Raw genomic sequence first — 17,190 nt, 5'->3', positions numbered from 1 at the left:
GTCAGGCCTCCTGTGCAGCCGATTCTTTGACGACGGCGATGAGAGCGTCAAGGACCTCATCTCGGGTCATCTCGGACGTATCAACGAGTACCGCGTCCTCCGCCGGGCGCAGCGGCGATGTAGCGCGGGAAGAGTCGGCGGCGTCGCGCCGTTCGACGGCGGCAAGCACGGAGTTAAAATCCGAGTCAATGCCGGCAGCTAGGTTTTGGTCGTGACGGCGCTGTGCTCGGACCTCGGCGCTAGCCGTCATGAAAGCCTTCGCGGGGGCGTCGGCAAGAACAACCGTGCCGATATCGCGCCCTTCAACAATTGCGCGGTGAGCTTGGGCGGCAAGCTTACGTTGCAGTTCAACGAGGTTTTGGCGTACTTCCGGAATGGCGGAAACTGCCGAGACATTGCGGGTGACCTCATCTTCTCGGATGACGCGGGAGACGTCCTCGCCATCAAAGATGACCATGGTGGAATCTGGATCATCAGACACCTCGAGAGGCAGGTCAGCAGTCGTGGAAATCACCGCCTCAGTATCCGCTGGGTCCACACCCGCGCGCAGCACAGCAAGCGTTGCCACGCGGTACATTGCACCGGTATCGACGTACTTGGCGTCAAGTTTCTTGGCCAGTGCTCGGCACGTCGTGGACTTACCGGTTCCGGAGGGACCGTCAACAGCCAGAATGAGGCCTTGATTGGGCATATTTGAAATCATTACATCCCCACCGCCTTGTACAGGCTGGTCAGTTCGTTGGAGTTCAGTGCACGCAAGGAGCCGGGCTTCATATCACCCAACTGCACCGTGTGGAGTTTGGTGCGCACGAGACGCTGGACCGGATACCCGGCTTCCTTAAGCATGCGGCGCACGATGTGCTTCCGGCCTTCGTGCAGCTCGACGCGCACCAGCGAATAACCCTGGTTCTTGTCCACGATCTGCACATAGTCCGCCTGCGCAAGGCCATCGTCCAATTCGATGCCTTCGCGCAGCTGACGAACGAGCTTCTTATCTGCTTCGCCAAGGACAGTCGCGAGGTATGTTTTGGTCACCTCATATTTGGGATGCATGAGACGGTTGGCAAGTTCGCCGTCGTTAGTCAACAAGAGAAGCCCCTCGGTATCCGCATCGAGGCGTCCGACGTGGAACAAGCGCTGGCCTGCTACCACGCGATCAGCCACCACATCTCCCACGCAAGGACGGCCCATGTCATCCGACATCGTGGACTGCATACCGCGCGGTTTGTTGAGCACGAAGTATTGGGTCTCCTCGTTGACGTTGATGCGTGTGCCATCGACGCGAATCACGTCCGTGTTGGGGTTAACACGAGTGCCCTGCTTGATGATGACCTGGCCATTGACCTCAACGCGGCCCTCATCGATGAGGATCTCTGCATGGCGGCGCGAAGCAACGCCGGCCTTGGCCAAGACCTTTTGCAGACGCTCGCCTTGGTTCTGGGAGCCCTTCTTATTTTTACCGTCTACCAGCCAGTCCGCGCCCAAGTCTCGGGAGATAGATTCTGCGGTGGCCTTCTTCTTTACATGCTGATGGCGGGCCGGCTTAGCGTTCGACACGATCATGTCGCTGTCACGCTTTTTCTTTTCCGGTGTGCCATCGCGGCGAGCGGGTGGAGTCACGGGAATGTGTCCTCTCAATAGTTCTTCAATTTGCGGCGCGCGGAAACGCGCCGATGTCCGGCCGCAATCCTACCGCAGACAGCGCCTTTATGAGTAGTCCTCGTCGATCTGCTCGATGTCTGGCAGCAGCGGAGCGAGATCCGGGAGGCGCTCAAGGGAATCAATGCCGAGTAGCTCTAGGAAAAGCTCAGTAGTCTCATAGTGATGTGCGTTGCCAGCTGAGGGCTCTGGGCTCTCTATCTCACGGATGAGTCCCCGCAGCATGAGCGTACGAACTACTCCGTCGACGTTGACGCCGCGTACGCCAGCGACTTGGGCTCGGGTGACCGGTTGGCGGTATGCGATAACTGCCAAGGTCTCCAATGCCGCGCGGGAAAGCTTGGTCTGGGTGCCATCGAGAACAAACTGCTCGACGGCATCTGCGTTCTCTTTACGCGTATAGAAGCGCCAGCCCTCCGGCGTCTCCCGCAGATCGATGCCAGAACCGCGCTCGCTCAGCTCGCGCTCTAGTGCACGCAAAGTATCGCTGACGACGGTGACCTCCGCATCCAGTACACGGGCCAGCTCCTCCACGCTGGCTGGGGAATCAATAACGAGGAGGATGGACTCCAGGCGTGAGCGCAACTGTGAAATAAGAGGCAAAGCTCCCTGTCCGCTCGGGGCTGCGAGGTCGCTGGGGGCCAAGGGTGACGTATCGTCCATGACTCGGTAGCCTACCCTAATCCCAGTTCGCCGCCGCGACGACCGCCGGGTCCACGTCGAGCCCGGTCCAGGACAATTCAAGTGGCCCCAAAGACTCTGGCTGGGAAGCATCAACCGCTTTGGCTTTGTAGAGCTCCAACAACGCCAGGAAACGTCCAACGACCTCCATAGAGATGGTGCAGTCCCTGGTTAAGGCTTCGAAACTCATCCATTGGCCCGTGCCCAGCATCTTGAGCGTCGTGAGGATCTTTCCGGCCTGCTCCGGCACGGAGACAGCAACCTGGTGAATATGGCCTGTGGCAACCTCTTCCGGGGGTTTGGGCCGGAAGACACCAGCTGCGAGTTCGGCGAACGTGGCCGGAGTATGCCCAATCTTGACTGGCGGAAGAAGGTTGCTAAAGCGCTCCTCCATCGCCACCGCACGCGGATAACGCCGCTGGGCCGCGCGCTGCCATTGCGCGAACTGGTCGGCAACCTGCTTATAAGCCTTGTACTGCAGAAGGCGCGCAAAGAGGAGATCGCGAGTCTCCAGGAGCTCAAGATCTTCAAAGTCATCGACTTCGCCACGCGGCAATAACCGAGCCGCCTTCAAATCCAGAAGTGTTGCGGCGATAAGAAGGAACTCCGTGGTTTCATCCAGATCCGCGGTTGCCCCTAAAGCACGCGTATAGGCCACGAACTCATCGGTAACTTCAGACAGCGCCACCTCCGTAACGTCCAGCTTCTTCGCCTGAATCAGCTGCAGCAGCAAGTCGAAAGGGCCCTCAAAATTGCCCAGGGCGATGCGAAAGCCGGTAATCTCCGGTTGGGTCATAATGAGCGGCTAGCCGTTAGCTCGCTCGATGACCTCTTTAGCCAGGTCGCGGTACTGCTTGGCTGCCTGGGAGCTGGGCGCCCAGGTAGTAATGGGCTCGCCGGCTACCGACGTCTCTGGGAAACGAACGGTACGTGTAATCACCGTGTCAAAGACCTTGTCCCCGAAATACTCCACCACGCGGTCCATGACTTCCCGGGCGTGGCGGGTGCGGCGATCGAACATGGTGACCAGAATTCCCATGACCTCGAGGTCGAAGTTAATGCGGTCCGCTACTTTCTCCACGGTATCGGTCAGCAGCGCGAGGCCGCGCAGGGAAAAGAACTCGCACTCCATGGGGATGATAACTCCCTGCGAGCAGGCCAAAGCATTGACCGTGAGCAAGCCCAGTGAAGGCTGGCAGTCAATGATGATGAAGTCATAGTCCTTGCGTACCGGGCGAAGGGCACGGGCCAGGGTATGTTCGCGGCCAACTTCATTGACCATCTGGATCTCAGCGGCGGAGAGGTCGATGTTGGCGGGGACGAGGTCGAGCCCGGCCACGCCGGTGTGCACGATAGCGGAATGCACTGAGACTTCGCTATCAAGCATGACGTCATAAATGGTGTCCTGGATCTGGTCGTGGGTCAGGCCCAGGCCGGCCGAAAGAGCACCCTGCGGGTCCAAGTCAACGAGGAGGACTTTACGCCCCAGCTCCGCCAGACACGCGCCCATGTTAATGGTGGACGTGGTTTTCCCGACGCCACCCTTCTGGTTACACATGGAAATAATCGTGGCGGGACCATGCTTTTCCAATGGCTCTGGTTCCGGAAGCTCCCGCAGTGGGCGGCCGGTTAACCCGACCTGTGCTTCCGAGGCCTCAAACAGTCCCTCGTCGCTCACAGTCACACCTGCTTCCTTGACCTGTACGGCCCCTGTGCGGTCTTTCCGCTTCGGCTTTGCAGCAACACGCGGCGCCGCATTCTTACATCCTTGTGATTATAGGGTACCCCGTGGGTGCCTGCGCCGCGATTATAGCTAAGGAAAACCGGTGAATAAAGTCCACGGCCTAGATTAGGCGTCCTTCTGTGCTCCCTTCGACCGGCGTTCCTTAAGCGCGAGCCACACGATGAGCGCGATAACTCCGAGGCCCGCGATACCTGCTGCAAGTGCGCCAACTCCAAGCCCCGAGTCTCCTTGTTCCTCTCCGCCGGTCTTGTCAGCTGCATCAGAATCTAGCTGTTGCTCCGCAGGCACCACACTCGCGCTCTCACGGGTTGGATCGGTGAGCGTGACTACCAGCTCAGCGGACTGAGTGTCTTTGTTCACGAACTGCATGATGAAAGGATTGTCCGGCTCCGCCCCCTCTGGGTAGGTCAGGGTCATGGTGCGCGAGCCTTTGTCGATCTCCCGTTTGACCCCCTTTACGAACTCGCCTTCCGCGTTGAGGTAGCGCAGCGTAACTCCGTCATCCTCAAGGTGCTTGAAGCGGTTGTACAGGTCGAGAGCCTGTTTGAGCCCAAGCTTGGCAGTGATTGTTTGGCCGTCAATCGTGGATTCCAGGTTCACATAGGAAGTATTCGAATCATCAATTCCTTCCCACCCGCGGCCTGTTCGCGGAGGAGGCACGTGACCTTGACCAGAGCCATCCGCAGCGGGCGCCGAGCCATCGGCGGGAGGCTGTCCTCCGTTCTGCTCACCACCACCTGCGCTGTCATCGGAGTTCTCGTTCCCCGCCGGTCCCCCGTTGCCCCCGGGATTGTCCGGGTTCTCGTGGTCCTGCTGCTCACCGCCGAGCTGGCCCGGGTCTCCGTTCTCAGCTGCGTCGTTGAGTTCATCGGCGGTGACGTCGGCGTCGGCCACGAGCACGATGGTCATGGTCACGCCTTGGTAGGTCACCGGCACACTGATTTGTCCTCCCGCGGGTGGTGCGGTCACCGTAGCGCTGCCGCCAGAAGCAGTGACGTTCCAACCATCGGAGGCCACGTTGACGTCGACAGGCACTGGCAGCGAAACGGTCGTCGTCTGACCAGCCGGCACCGGAATGGTGGCGTCTTGTGCATAGGCGGCGGCCGTGCCGAACCCTGGCAGCACCCCAGTTGCGCTCACGATGCCCGACGCGACGCCGGAAAGGGAACCTACGGAGAGCACGGAAGCTAGCGCAACCGCTCGATAGGTTCGGGACAAAGAAGTGGTTGAAGCCATAAATATCCTTTTCATTAGGTTGAAGTCGTGACGATTCTAGGCGCTCTTAGGCGCGTGGATGGGCAGTGCGCCACACTTCGCGGAGTGAATCCGCAGTGACGTGGGTATAAATCTGTGTCGTCGTCACGGAAGAATGCCCCAAGAGCTCCTGTACGGTACGCACATCAGCCCCGCCCTCGAGCAAATGGGTAGCAAATGAGTGTCGCAGTGTGTGAGGAGAGATTTTAGTGCTCAGGTGGGCGCGCTGCGCTGCGGTCTTGATCACGGCCCAGGCGCTTTGCCGCGATAAAGACTTGCCCCGAGTGTTGAGGAACAGGGCGTGAGAGGCTCCCGTAGCTAGCACAGGGCGGGCACGCACCAGGTAATTCTCCACCGCTGTCACCGCATGTGAACCCAGCGGAACTAGCCGTTGCTTATCGCCCTTGCCGCTCAACAACACAATGTCACGAACTGAAGCACCCCCCTCACCCGTCACATCGTCCACATTTAGCGCGATGATTTCGGAGATACGTGCGCCCGTACCATACAGCATCTCCAGTAGAGCGCGATCTCGGATATCAATGGGCGTTGCAGTATCTCCGCTAGGGATGGCATCGAGGAGTGCCTCCACATCCTCCACGCTGAGAGTCTCCGGCAGCGGTTGCACCCGCTTGGGTGGGGAAACCTCCGCCGCGACGTCTTCCTCAATCATCCCCTCGGCCAGGGCAAACTTATGCAGTCCTCGAGCGACAACCAAAGCGCGACTAGCAGAGGACTGCGCAAGACTCTTACGCAAGTAAACGAGGTAGTTCTCCACGTGCGAGCGGGTTACGTGGCGCAAATCCGTGATCCCAGATTCCGCAAGCCAATTGACGTAACGGTTAATGTCTCGACGGTAATTGCTTACCGTATTCTTCGAGGCACCTTTTTCCACCATGAGGTGCATCAACCAAGCTTGTCCGGCGGCTGCGGCGGGGTTAGAGGGCGTCACAGCTGCTTAAGATCCGGACCCGGGCGCCGGTGAGCGATCGATTCCGGCCGTAGCTCGAAAGGAGAGTCAACTGAGCGCGGGGTGGCATCCCCACGCACGCAGACATATGCCGCAAGGATTCCTGCCACCGCAATGGAGTTCACAATCTCCCCCACCAGGATGCGCTCGACAGCCTCCGCAAGGGGAACCCATGCAAAGCCCATGTCAGATTCCTCGTCGCCTTCGGCGTTGAGTTTGGGCACGCTCGACAGGCCTCGCGCCAAGAACACGCGCACGGCTTCCTCGCAGAACCCCGGGGAGGTCACCAGATCAGTCAACACTGCCCATTCCTCGGCGGCCAGGCCGGCCTCTTCCTGGAGCTCGCGTTGCGCGCCACTGAGCTCGTCTTCGCCCTTCACATCGAGCAAGCCGGCCGGCAGCTCCCACAGGCGCTTGCCGACGCTATGCCGGTACTGCTCCACCATGGCGATACGGTTGTTCTCATCCAACGCTACAACGGCCACAGCACCAAGGTGCTCGACAACTTCTCGCTGAGCAACAACCTCCCCCGGCATGACGACATCATCGCGGCGGACGGCGATGATGGGGGCGTCGACAAGCAGCTCGGTTCCCACCGTACGAAATTCGTGTGACATCTAGAGGTCCTTCGGCAGCGCCGGCGCTGCGCTTTCAGCATTCGCCGCAGAACCATACACACCGTGGCCACCATCGAGTTGTTCCTTCACGGCTAAAACACTGGCCATCTGGGACACCGGGTGGTCAATGGAGTCCACGGTGCTGATCTCCGTCTTGTCGGCTCGGAGTTTGTCCAAGACGCCGTCGTCACCGGCGGATTCCACGTGCCCGGCATAAACCATCGCGGTATCCACCGAATCAAAACCTTCTAGGAAGTTGACCGTCGTATCAATGGCGTACTTCGCAGCAGCGCTGTCGTCTTCCTCTCCCGGGGTCATGCCTCCGCCCACGACGACCACGGCCTGAGCAGGAAGAATAGTGCCATCCTTGTACTCGATGTAGCCGGCATCGCGCAGCGCCCGCAAAAGGGTCGCTCGGTCATCAACTGACGCAAGCGGCTCGGTGGTCTTAGCGTCCATCATCAGCCCTGCTGCAAGTGCCTGACCAGCATGTGTGCCGGCATCAATCTTCTTCTTATCGAGCTTCGCTCCCGCCGGCAACGTGGTGGTAACGAGGGACAAAAGCTTGTCCGCGGATTCTTGGGCTACAAACTTCTCAGTCAGCTTGATGCTTCCTGCATCGGTGGAATCTGCAGAACCCAGCAAATCCTTGACGGCCTTGACGTCGGCGTCGTCGGCATCGGGCATACTCACAACCATGACCGGGCGCTGCGCCAAGGAACCATCCACCACGTATCGGCCGAGATCTCCCATTACGGAATCAGCAGAGTCGAGCTGGGCCTCCGCGATGTTATTTTCTACAACCAGCTTTCCGTATTTCTCGCGCACCTCACTGGTCGATTCACCCCCGGGACCCGATCCCGAATCCATATTAGGAGCGATCACCAGCGTGCCCACCGCAATGCCAAGGGCTGCGCCGAAACCGAGGCCGGTGATAATGAGGGACTTAGGCGACATCATTATTTAAACCACTCCTGCACGCTTAACGCGAAGTTATTCCAGGTATCGATCAGGTTCTGGAGGAAGGATTCATCGCCGCCCAAGCCGACGATCAGAATAACGACGGCAAGTGCTACGAGGATGCCAAGCAGCGCCCACAGCCATCCCATAGCTCCTGAATTTGGCGCGGAATAAAGGTTGATAACAGCGTCCGCATCCACCAGGCGCGTGCCCGCCTTCATGTGGCACAGCAAAGCCGCGGGCGTAGCATTCGGCTCGTTAGCAAAGATGTCGTCGAGGTCGAGGGATCCGCCAACCTGCACAATCATCTGAGCCTCGTGGTAGTCCGCAAGCAACAGCGCGAGATCGGTAGCTGAATCCGTGGCGGCAGGGAAGGTCATCGCACCAATCCCCAAATCCTGAATGCGCTCGAGCCCGTCAGCAGTGCCGTCCGGCTCGGCGGGGAGAATAACCTGGGCACCGCTGCGCAGGGTTTCCGAGCTCACCTCGGAAGGGTTACCCACGATGAAGTGAGGCTGGTATCCCAGCTCAACCAGGGTGTCCGCGGCAGCGTCCACGCCGATAATGATGGGTTCATACTCGCGGATAAAGTTGCGCAGGAGCGTCAGCTTCTTGCGGTGTTCCTCAGTGGGCGAGACCACGAGAACTTTGCGCCCGGCCATGACGGACCCTGCATCGGGAACACCCAGGCCATCGATGAGCAGCGGACCTTCAGAATGAATGAACTCAATGGAGTTACCGAAATATGCCTCCATATGATCGATGAGTTCCTGCTGGGCAGAAGCAAAATTCTTTTCCGCCCGGTCGCGGGTAACCACCGTTCCCGAAGAAAGCTGGGTATCGCCCGCAAAAATGGCGCCGTCTTCGGTCAGACGCGCCTTCTTTCCATCCTTGAAATTGTCCACAAAATCTTGGCCTACGCCCTCGATGAGGGTGACATCGGCGTCGAGAAGCATGTGGGGTCCATAATTCGGGATAGAACCAGTGGAGAACTCCGCGACGTTGATCACGGCGGCCGGCTTCATATCCACGAGGGTCTGGGCCTCTTGGCGGGAGATATTGGCGGCGTTGATGACTGCGAAGTCACCAGCGCTAAACTTCTTCATGCCCTTGCCACCCGGGGTGCAATCACGCAGCGCGCCGTGTTCTCCAGGCAGATCGGTATTACGGGAAAACAGACTCATGTCTGACAGTTTCCCCTGTTAGGGGCTCAAGGTGTGGAAGGCGCGCGGAAAGTCTCGACTTCTGCTTGAGCCCTATCGAAGAGCTCTTGTGCATGCGCGCGGCCCGTTTCGGTGTCATCGAGGCCAGCGAGCATACGCGCAAGCTCCTCAACGCGCTCCTCGGCGGCCAGATCCGCAACACCCGACGTGAATTTCTCCTTCGACACGTGCAAGTGTGAGTCCGCATAGGCAGCCACTTGCGGCAGGTGGGTGACACAAATGACCTGGTTGGTGGTGGACAGCCGCGCTAGACGACGCCCAATCTCCACCGCCGCGCGGCCACCGACGCCGGCATCCACTTCGTCGAAGACCAAGGTGGTCCCGTCGCCGCTGGCCAAAACTACCTCCATGGCCAGCATGACGCGCGAAAGCTCACCGCCCGAGGCCGCAGAAGCCAGGGGCTTACCGTTGAGTTGAAATTCGACCTCATCCGCGCCGGACTTGGAGTACTTCGTCTTCTTGACGGCGGCCGTTAAGGTGGAGTTCGGCATGGCCAGGCCATGAATTTCTTCGGTGACCTGAGCCCCGAGCTTCTTCGCGGCCTTGGTACGGGCGGCAGTGAGCTTTTCGGCTTTGGACACCATCGTCTTTTCGGCCTCCATTACCTCCTTCTTTAAGGCCTCGAGGGCCTCGGTAGAGGTATCCAACGTAGCGAGTTTGGCCTCAGCGGCATCCCGCCAGGCCAGGACTCCATCGATATCAGCAGCATATTTGCGGGTAAGCCGCTTGAGCTCCTGTTGGCGCTGTAGGGATTCCTCGAGGAGGTTGGGATCGGCGGGTAGATCGCTCAAATACGTCGTGAGCTCGGCAGCGATATCGGTCAATTGCGCGGTGACTTCGCTAACGCGCTCCCCTAGGCGAGCGAGCTCGGTATCACTTGCCCCAGCGAGTGCTGATTCGGCGGCGCCGACAAGATTGACGGCGGTGTCCTCATCCCCAAATCCTTCGCCCCCATCCAGAGCGCTGAGAGCGGTGGCTGCGCCCTCACGCAAAGCATCAACATCTTGCAAGCGCTTAATAAGGGTCACGAGTTCGGCATCTTCGCCTGGTTGCGGATCGAGCTCGGAAATTTCCTTAATAGCGAACTGCAACCTGTCAACTTCCTGCGCCATCTCGCGCCGTGATTCCGTACGACGCTGATAGTCCTTAGCCAACGCGCGCCAGTGGCTAAACGCATCGGTATATGCGGTGCGAACCTTGTCAATCGCAGGTTCAAAGCGATCGATCGCTGCCAATTGTTGATCGGCAGATAGCAAACGCAACTGGTCGTTCTGACCGTGCACAGTAATCAGGTGGGAGGCGAACTCCCCCAATGTCGCCGCTGGCACTGAACGCCCACCCAAGTAGGCGCGTGAGCGTCCCGCCGCCGACACCGTGCGGGAGGCAATGAACTCGCCGTTTTCATCTGGCTCACCGCCTGATTCTTCGACTACCTTCGCTACGGCAAGAGAACTGGAAGAAAAATGCCCTTCTACGGCTGCTTTCGCGGCGCCATCGCGCACACGTGATGCATCCGCGCGACCGCCGGCGAGAAGGCGCAGTCCAGTTACCACCATGGTCTTACCAGCGCCGGTTTCGCCGGTGAGCACGGTGAGTCCTGGCGATAGTTCCGCTGCGGAGCTTTCAATCACGCCGAGGTCAGAGATGCTGATATCAACGAGCACGGTGAGCTATCTTCCTTCCTGAATACGCACTAAACAACCTAGTGACGCGGCCCGCGCCAACCTTCCACGGGGAGGCGCAGCTTGGACACCAGACGATCAGTGAATGGCTGCTGATCTAGACGTACCCAGCGCACCGGCCTTTCACCACGAACGACCTCCGCGCGCGAACCTGGAGGCATCGAGACTTCCCGGAAGCCGTCAAGGATGACCACGGCCGGAGTCGTCGCCGACGCCGATTCCACCGCGACTTGCGAATCCGGAGACACCACGAGCGGTTTGGTAAACAAGGCATGCGCGTTGTTTGGCACAACCAGGATGGCATCAAGAGAAGGCCACAGAACTGGCCCGCCGGCGGAGAAGGCGTAGGCCGTGGATCCAGTCGGAGTGGAGATGAGCACGCCATCGCAACCAAAAGCAGATACCGGGCGCCCATCCACCTCGAGGATGGCGTCCAGCACCCCCGAGCGGTTGAGATTCTCAATCGACGCCTCATTGAGCGCCCAGCTACGCTCACGCAGTTTCCCGTCAGCATCGAACACGGTGACGTCGATAGTAAGCCGGTCTTCGACCTCATAGGATTGCTCAATAACTCGCACCAACGCGCGGTCGAGCGACTCCGCTTCCCACTCGGCCAGGAAGCCGACGTGGCCCAGGTTTATTCCAAGCACGGGAACATCGACGGCGCGCGCCATATCTGCCGCGCGCAAAAATGTGCCATCGCCACCAAGAACCAGCACCAATTCACAACCTTCGGCAGCAGCTGGCGTATGCCGAACATGCTGCAGGCCCGGAAGGACGGTATCCGCTGCGCACACGCGCACCTTGATGCCTGCCTCCTGGAGCAGCTCCGCCGCTCGATGCGTAGCGGCAAGATTATCCGCGCGGCTCGCGTGCGGAACAAGAAGAATTTCGCGGCGGTTGGTGCCCTCCGCGGCGACACTGCTGCTCACTGGGGTCCTTCCTTGATAGCCGTCTCGATCATTGCATCAAGCCTATCTTCCGGGGTGGACAATCCATCCTTGACCAACCAAAGGAAGTACTCAACATTGCCGCTTGGTCCAGGTAACGGCGATGCCGCCACGCCTTTCACGCTGAGCCCGAGCCCCTGAGCGAAGATAGCGACATCCTTGGTTACTTCCGCCCGTAGCTCAGGAGAGCGCACCACACCACCGGACCCTATCCGGTCTTTGCCCACCTCAAACTGTGGCTTGACCATGGGCAATAGCCACGCGCCATCAGCCATGCACGATGCAATCGCTGGCAGTACAAGCTTCAGGGAAATAAACGATAGGTCACCAACCATGGCGTCGCAGGGACCATTCGTGTGCTCAAGTGTCAGGTGGCGAATGTTAGTGCGGTCGAGCACCGTAACCCGTTCGTCATTCTGCAAACGCCACAACAACTGCCCGTAGCCCACATCGACAGATAGCGCCTCCGCGGCACCGCGGCGCAGGCACACATCGGTAAAGCCGCCAGTCGACGCCCCCGCATCCAACACTCGCTTTCCCCTAAGGTCGACGTCGAAAGCCTCGAGAGCGCCAAGGAGCTTGTGCGCGCCACGCGAAGCCCAATCATCCCCCTCGCTGGCCTCAACCTTGATAGACACCTCGGGCTCAACTATCGTCGCGGGCTTCATCGCTTTGAAGCCCCCGACGGTCACGCGGCCGGCCTTGATCATCTCAACGGCCTGCTCCCGTGAGCGCGCAATCTTTCGGCGCACTAGCTCCGCGTCGAGACGGCGGCGTTGCGGTGGCATGAAAAGCTCCTCTTCCCTTAGAATCCTCGACGGTCAGCGCTAATTGTCTTGGAGCGCATCCCGCAGCACAGTATGAGCGCGATCCAGCTGAGCAAGTTCTTGTTCAAGGTTCTCAGCTGGTTCATTGAGAATCTCCGCGAGCGACGCATCCAGCTTCTCCGGAGCCAAAACCGCGCGCGGGTCATGAGGCTTTACCGCCATGTAGACACAACCCTCTCCGCGGCTTCACTCCGTGGCTGAATGTAGCGAGGCGGCTCAGCACCGGCCCAGGCAACTTCGAGGACGGTACGCAACGCCTCGATCGACGTCGATTTCTCGTTCCCGCCTTGAAGAACAATGTCGTAGCCGTCAAACCGTGCCCGGAAGCCTCCCTGGGAACCTGGGCGCGCCTGTGCGGCCGATAAGGAGAGCTCGTGGAATCCTGCACCAATGAAATCAGGGCGTTCCTCCGCAGTAGCTTCAATGAGAGCAAGCTCCCGGGACACACCTGTAAGAACGTGGAAGGTATCCATTGCAGCGTTGTTGCCACCAACAATGTCCGTGTCAAGGCGGTCCCCTACAGCTAGAGGCTTCGTCGACCCCACGAGCTTGGCTGCTTGAGTGAACATAGCGGGTTCCGGCTTACCTGCCGAAATGGGTTCTACGCCGGTAGTTGAAACGATAGCTGCGACTAACGAGCCGTTGCCCACAGCCATTCCGCGCTCCGTCGGAAGAGACGTATCCAGGTTGGAGGCAAAGAACTTTGCGCCGTGATTAATTGCCAACGCGCCTTCGGAGAGCTGCTCCCAGCCCACCGACTTGTCCATACCTTGCAGGACCGCGGCGGGCTTATCGTCGGCACTGTGTACAACATCGAAGCCCGCCTCACGCGCCAGTGAACGAAATGAGTCCGCGCCGATGACGAGGACTTTCGCGCCTGCTGGAAGTTCCTCACGAGCGATCTTGACTACCGCTTGCGCAGAGGTAACAACGTGTTGCGCATCCGTCTCCAAGCCGATCTCGCCGAGCATACCGGCTACGGTTTGGGGGCTTCGGGATGCATTGTTCGTGACATAAACTGCAGGAACACCGCAGGAATTCACCACGTCGACGACGCACTGGAGAGCCTGTCCGCCCTCCCATACTGTTCCGTCGAGATCGAGGAGCAATGAATCATGGGTTTTGAGAATACTCATTATTTGCACTCGGCCAGACGCTCTGAAGCGTCGGTCCAGTCTCCTTCATCGATGTCAATCGCGTGCTGGAACCACTCCCGGGCCTCTTCCTTGCGGCCAGCCTCCAATAAAGCATTGGCATAGGCGTAGGAAAGGCGGCATGCCGAGAATCCCGTGGAATCCTTAGAAGGCTTTGCGCGTTGGATGGTAACTACGGCGGAATCTGCCTGCCCCATGTCCAATCGCGCTCCTGCAGCAACGATAGCCAACTCGATCGCATCCTCCGCCGCGAGTTCTTTAGCCTCCTCGCCGCGCCACAAATCAACGGCCTTTTCTGGGCGCCCGAGGCCTCGCTCGCAATCAGCCATGACCGCGAGCAGCCCAGGGCCACCGGAAATGCGGCGCGCTGCGCGAAGCTCCGCAAGGGCTTCCTTCCACTCTCCAGCCCTATATGCAGCAATTCCGTTCATTTCACGGACGACTGATACACGTCCGGCACGGTCTTTGGCAGCACGTGCATGGCGTAGCGACAGTTGGGGATCGTCCTCAAGCCACGTTGCCGCCATGATGAGGTGTTTAGCAACGGCTTCGGAATTTTCCTTGGAGAGCGACGAAAGATCCTGAAGTACCGAAGGATCAAGATCCGTAATGTCGATATCAGATGGCAGGTCTGGATCTGTCATACGACGATTGATGCGCTCCTCACGGTAGCCTGAACGCTGTGGGTGCGAGACCTTGTTTTTACCGCCGCCATGTCCATTGCGGTCGTTGCGGCGAGGTTTAGCGCCTGCGCGGCCACCTCGGCGGTCGTCTCGGCGATCACCGCGACGCTCTTCTCGACGCCCCGCTGCGCCGCCGTGCTTCTCAAACTTGCGGCCCCCAGAGCCGTAGTGCCCACGGTTGCCTTCTGCGGAACCTTCGCGGCCACGGCCGTGGTTACGGGAGTTGGATTCAGACATTAAAGCCATGCACTTTCTGCGGTAGACGTGTCCGTATGTACCGAACCAGTCTACAGGTCACGGCCCCAGAAACGGCAATACGAACTAACTGCTAGTGAAGTGCCCCACAACCTACGGTCCCAGTTCGGCGACTACACACTATTCGGCGGCCAGGCAACCTCACCCAAACGCCACTCATCACGCACGCACTCTAATCCCGCAGCCACCTGCGAAGAGCTAAGTCCATGCTCTACGCTTCCGTGCTCCAATGGCATACCTCGGACGACTGCCCAAAAAGGTCCAACCGTTGTTGCGCAAGGCGTTAAGACGAATCCTTTCGGCATCCCGGGTCATGGCTACGCCCTGCATACCCATCCGGTTAGGGCTAGCTCCTGCGACGCGCACTTCAATGCAGCGGGAATCTCCATTTGGCGCGAGAACAAAACCCTTCGTCGCATACAGGTAGTGCTTCTTTCCCGTTCGGGGGTGCCCTTCACTGCAGAAGAAACTGCCCAAGAGCACCGGGTAGAAGTCAATCCAACCATTGTTCCAGGCGAGGCGAATTCGACGCGCGAACGGGCCTGACCCCCGGAAAGTAGACACGTCGGGGGTTAGCTATGCTGCTTGGGTTGGTGTAGCTGATGTGAGTGCTTCGAAGTCATTGGGGGCTAGAAGGCCGCACCAGGAGTACCGTCTGTGCCACTTTCCGATCATTTAGTACGTCGTTAATTCATCCATTTGAGTCGGGCTCGCAAAGCCTGTTTATCCGTAGCTGTAAACCCACTCCTCGAATGTCTTGAAGGGGCCTTCAACGTAGTCCTTTTCTTGAAAATCGTACATTCCACATATAACCGACCCATTGGGCTTCTGTTCGAAGACACCCCAGACAAAACCGTCATCATAGGCTACTGGGAAGAAGCGTTTTGAATCGACAAGATCGACTGACCGGAAATCTTCTAGAAACCCTTCGAAGGCGTTTTCATAGACTCCGTATGGAGCAGGTGTGAAGAAAACTAACGATGGCGGAGAAAAGGCCGTGTAATGCTTCCAGAATTGGAAGTATTGTTCGGGAATCCAAGATGGAGCCACCGACTTCAGCTGAGACAGTTCACTTTTACTTAGTCCGTGGCCGTACAAGTATGAGAGTAGCTTATCTGAGAGTTTTTTCTGACCGGTCATAGGTAGTCCAATGCCTTTTCTTTCCAGTATGTGTGTCTCCACTCCCTAAAGGATGCGCGGTCGTCAAGGGTTACATCTGTTGGAAACCCGCTCCCATTCATTCTGTGGAATATATGGAGAACGTTAGCGCTTTCTGTGTGCATCTGTTTTGTAATTTCTACCACAGCTGTTCGATCATCTTGGCCAATATGGTGCAAATTCACCGGGTTTCGAGCTACCCCTATGGGGGCGCGCCATGCCTCATTAAATCGACATTGTTGCCAATTCCACCACCAATTTCCCGGGGAAGGCAGACCTCTTTGTGCGGATTGAATACCTGTCTACCAGTCTGTTGATATACAACACCCACTGACGCGCGACAACACATAAGTGACAACACAACAACGCGCCAAGAAGGAACGCAAGCAGCCACGAGATATCAAAGCCATTTAGCAGAAGAGCGAAGAGGAAAATGCAGGCCGAGGCCACGACCATAATGACTAAGAACAGTAAACCGCCGAGCCCATCATGTACCTGCGGTATAGGCCCCTTCGACAAAAATGCTTCGAGAAACCTGGGAGAGGAAGGATTGCCATTCTGTGTGCTGAAGCGCACGGACTTCAGGTCCTTGAGGAAGGCCGCGTTGTAGGAATGAGAGAACGTAGCTGACGTTTGGGTGAACCGCATCGCGTACTCCTTACTTTCCCGCCAAGGCACTGATATGAAGGATTCTAAAAAGCCGATGCGCTCAAGGCGCGGTGCAAGAAACATCTTCTCTACTGCATGAGCCTTTGGTCGAACGTCTCACTCCTCCATCTGAATGGATATATGCTCCGAAATCTTGAAGCTGGGCTGGCGTGTTTGTGTGTGGCCATTAGTGCAGACCGGGAAGTGCATTCACCCCTTGACAGCACGCAGTCGCCGATCCTGGTTCCTTGGCGCTTGACGACGCCTACCTGCAGGTCTGTGTTTTCAGGTTTGTACTTGTAGGTTGTATGCGAAAACGACGAAGGAGCCCGTCACCGTTGAGTTGTTGCTCAAAGGTGGCGGGCTTGTTTGTATTGAGTTGTTGTTTGTTGTTTGGTGTCGGCGGTTTCTTACTCTCCCACAACCTCCCGGTTGCAGTACCATCAGCGTTAGCAGGCTTAGCTTCCGGGTTCGGAATGGGTCCGGGCGTTTCCCTGCTGCTATAGGCCACCGACAAACACTCGGGGCAACGTCTGGTTGCTGGTGTTGTGTCAGATACTGTGTAGTGGACGCGAACACGGCAGTGTGATTATTTTACTGTTGTGTTTGTTGTTGACACACCCTAAAGAATGGGTGTGTGTGTTTGTCTTGGTCTATTAGTACCAGTAGCCTTCACACCTTGCAGTGCGTCCAGGTCTGGCCTATCAACCCCATCGTCTTTGGGG

19 protein-coding genes and 1 rRNA gene are annotated in these 17,190 nt (G+C 58.3%); all 20 read right to left on the bottom strand.

Annotation, left to right across the window (positions count from 1 at the left end; genetic code table 11):
- Position 1 precedes the first annotated feature (1 nt).
- A complete protein-coding gene (cmk, locus tag QP999_RS08110; RefSeq protein ID WP_284848047.1) occupies positions 2-703 on the bottom strand; it encodes a (d)CMP kinase in 702 nt (233 codons plus the stop codon).
- Positions 703-1,620, bottom strand: a complete 918-nt coding sequence (locus QP999_RS08105) for a pseudouridine synthase (RefSeq protein ID WP_284848046.1) — start codon at positions 1,618-1,620, stop codon at positions 703-705. The genes cmk and QP999_RS08105 overlap by 1 nt, the downstream gene beginning before the upstream one ends.
- Before the next feature lie 87 nt (positions 1,621-1,707).
- The gene (scpB, locus tag QP999_RS08100) at positions 1,708-2,322 is read right to left on the bottom strand and encodes an SMC-Scp complex subunit ScpB (protein ID WP_070532540.1); all 615 of its coding nucleotides are present in this window, start codon (positions 2,320-2,322) and stop codon (positions 1,708-1,710) included.
- Positions 2,323-2,338: 16 nt separating this feature from the next.
- A complete protein-coding gene (locus tag QP999_RS08095) occupies positions 2,339-3,136 on the bottom strand; it encodes a segregation and condensation protein A (protein ID WP_070532543.1) in 798 nt (265 codons plus the stop codon).
- 9 nt (positions 3,137-3,145) lie between these two features.
- Complete coding sequence (locus tag QP999_RS08090; RefSeq protein WP_180952111.1) at positions 3,146-4,024, bottom strand: ParA family protein; 879 nt, start codon at positions 4,022-4,024, stop codon at positions 3,146-3,148.
- A gap of 165 nt (positions 4,025-4,189) precedes the next feature.
- Positions 4,190-5,320, bottom strand: coding sequence for a hypothetical protein (locus QP999_RS08085; RefSeq protein WP_284848045.1), 1,131 nt, complete (start codon positions 5,318-5,320; stop codon positions 4,190-4,192).
- A gap of 46 nt (positions 5,321-5,366) precedes the next feature.
- Positions 5,367-6,245 (bottom strand): site-specific tyrosine recombinase XerD, encoded by an 879-nt coding sequence (gene xerD / locus QP999_RS08080; protein WP_284848111.1) that lies wholly within the window; start codon positions 6,243-6,245, stop codon positions 5,367-5,369.
- A 41-nt stretch (positions 6,246-6,286) separates the two neighbouring features.
- Positions 6,287-6,925: an NUDIX domain-containing protein gene (locus QP999_RS08075; RefSeq protein ID WP_284848044.1), complete on the bottom strand. Its 639-nt coding sequence runs from the start codon at positions 6,923-6,925 to the stop codon at positions 6,287-6,289.
- Positions 6,926-7,885, bottom strand: coding sequence for a copper transporter (locus tag QP999_RS08070; protein WP_284848043.1), 960 nt, complete (start codon positions 7,883-7,885; stop codon positions 6,926-6,928). It lies immediately after the preceding gene.
- Positions 7,885-9,069: a putative cytokinetic ring protein SteA gene (gene steA, locus QP999_RS08065; RefSeq protein ID WP_070524788.1), complete on the bottom strand. Its 1,185-nt coding sequence runs from the start codon at positions 9,067-9,069 to the stop codon at positions 7,885-7,887. The genes QP999_RS08070 and steA overlap by 1 nt, the downstream gene beginning before the upstream one ends.
- A 26-nt stretch (positions 9,070-9,095) precedes the next feature.
- Complete coding sequence (gene recN / locus QP999_RS08060; RefSeq protein ID WP_284848042.1) at positions 9,096-10,772, bottom strand: DNA repair protein RecN; 1,677 nt, start codon at positions 10,770-10,772, stop codon at positions 9,096-9,098.
- 38 nt (positions 10,773-10,810) lie between these two features.
- Positions 10,811-11,722 (bottom strand): NAD kinase, encoded by a 912-nt coding sequence (locus tag QP999_RS08055; protein WP_070524783.1) that lies wholly within the window; start codon positions 11,720-11,722, stop codon positions 10,811-10,813.
- Complete coding sequence (locus QP999_RS08050) at positions 11,719-12,528, bottom strand: TlyA family RNA methyltransferase (RefSeq protein ID WP_284848041.1); 810 nt, start codon at positions 12,526-12,528, stop codon at positions 11,719-11,721. Before QP999_RS08050 ends, QP999_RS08055 begins: the two co-directional genes overlap by 4 nt.
- Positions 12,529-12,567: 39 nt before the next feature.
- The gene (locus tag QP999_RS08045; RefSeq protein ID WP_168164024.1) at positions 12,568-12,729 is read right to left on the bottom strand and encodes a hypothetical protein; all 162 of its coding nucleotides are present in this window, start codon (positions 12,727-12,729) and stop codon (positions 12,568-12,570) included.
- The gene (locus QP999_RS08040; protein WP_070562658.1) at positions 12,720-13,703 is read right to left on the bottom strand and encodes an HAD-IIA family hydrolase; all 984 of its coding nucleotides are present in this window, start codon (positions 13,701-13,703) and stop codon (positions 12,720-12,722) included. The genes QP999_RS08045 and QP999_RS08040 overlap by 10 nt, the downstream gene beginning before the upstream one ends.
- Positions 13,703-14,641 carry a tetratricopeptide repeat protein gene (locus QP999_RS08035; protein ID WP_350309531.1) on the bottom strand — a complete coding sequence of 313 codons (939 nt, stop codon included), beginning with the start codon at positions 14,639-14,641 and terminating at the stop codon, positions 13,703-13,705. The genes QP999_RS08040 and QP999_RS08035 overlap by 1 nt, the downstream gene beginning before the upstream one ends.
- Positions 14,642-15,382: 741 nt before the next feature.
- Positions 15,383-15,799, bottom strand: a complete 417-nt coding sequence (locus QP999_RS08030) for a hypothetical protein (protein ID WP_284848040.1) — start codon at positions 15,797-15,799, stop codon at positions 15,383-15,385.
- Positions 15,796-16,092, bottom strand: coding sequence for an HNH/ENDO VII family nuclease (locus tag QP999_RS13415; RefSeq protein ID WP_502870657.1), 297 nt, complete (start codon positions 16,090-16,092; stop codon positions 15,796-15,798). The genes QP999_RS08030 and QP999_RS13415 overlap by 4 nt, the downstream gene beginning before the upstream one ends.
- Entirely contained in the window at positions 16,043-16,549 is a 507-nt protein-coding gene (locus QP999_RS08025) for a hypothetical protein (RefSeq protein ID WP_284848039.1), read from the bottom strand. The genes QP999_RS13415 and QP999_RS08025 overlap by 50 nt, the downstream gene beginning before the upstream one ends.
- A 313-nt stretch (positions 16,550-16,862) precedes the next feature.
- Positions 16,863-16,980: ribosomal RNA gene (gene rrf / locus QP999_RS08020) — 5S ribosomal RNA — on the bottom strand.
- Positions 16,981-17,190: the final 210 nt, after the last annotated feature.

The organism is Corynebacterium sp. MSK004 (genome assembly GCF_030232515.1).
Classification (GTDB): Bacteria; Actinomycetota; Actinomycetes; order Mycobacteriales; family Mycobacteriaceae; genus Corynebacterium; species Corynebacterium hesseae.
The sequence above is the reverse complement of the archived record's forward strand: the minus strand, read 5'-3'. Positions and strand labels throughout refer to the sequence as shown.

Bases quoted from the DNA above. Each gene is read 5' to 3' on its own strand.
- cmk (WP_284848047.1), bottom strand. From the start codon at position 703: ATGATTTCAAATATGCCCAATCAAGGCCTCATTCTGGCTGTTGACGGT.
- scpB (WP_070532540.1), bottom strand. From the start codon at position 2,322: ATGGACGATACGTCACCCTTGGCCCCCAGCGACCTCGCAGCCCCGAGC.
- QP999_RS08095 (WP_070532543.1), bottom strand. From the start codon at position 3,136: ATGACCCAACCGGAGATTACCGGCTTTCGCATCGCCCTGGGCAATTTT.
- QP999_RS08085 (WP_284848045.1), bottom strand. From the start codon at position 5,320: ATGGCTTCAACCACTTCTTTGTCCCGAACCTATCGAGCGGTTGCGCTA.
- xerD (WP_284848111.1), bottom strand. From the start codon at position 6,245: ATGCACCTCATGGTGGAAAAAGGTGCCTCGAAGAATACGGTAAGCAAT.
- QP999_RS08075 (WP_284848044.1), bottom strand. From the start codon at position 6,925: ATGTCACACGAATTTCGTACGGTGGGAACCGAGCTGCTTGTCGACGCC.
- QP999_RS08070 (WP_284848043.1), bottom strand. From the start codon at position 7,885: ATGATGTCGCCTAAGTCCCTCATTATCACCGGCCTCGGTTTCGGCGCA.
- steA (WP_070524788.1), bottom strand. From the start codon at position 9,069: ATGAGTCTGTTTTCCCGTAATACCGATCTGCCTGGAGAACACGGCGCG.
- QP999_RS08050 (WP_284848041.1), bottom strand. From the start codon at position 12,528: ATGCCACCGCAACGCCGCCGTCTCGACGCGGAGCTAGTGCGCCGAAAG.
- QP999_RS08045 (WP_168164024.1), bottom strand. From the start codon at position 12,729: ATGGCGGTAAAGCCTCATGACCCGCGCGCGGTTTTGGCTCCGGAGAAG.
- QP999_RS08040 (WP_070562658.1), bottom strand. From the start codon at position 13,703: ATGAGTATTCTCAAAACCCATGATTCATTGCTCCTCGATCTCGACGGA.
- QP999_RS08035 (WP_350309531.1), bottom strand. From the start codon at position 14,641: ATGTCTGAATCCAACTCCCGTAACCACGGCCGTGGCCGCGAAGGTTCC.
- QP999_RS08030 (WP_284848040.1), bottom strand. From the start codon at position 15,799: ATGACCGGTCAGAAAAAACTCTCAGATAAGCTACTCTCATACTTGTAC.
- QP999_RS08025 (WP_284848039.1), bottom strand. From the start codon at position 16,549: ATGTTTCTTGCACCGCGCCTTGAGCGCATCGGCTTTTTAGAATCCTTC.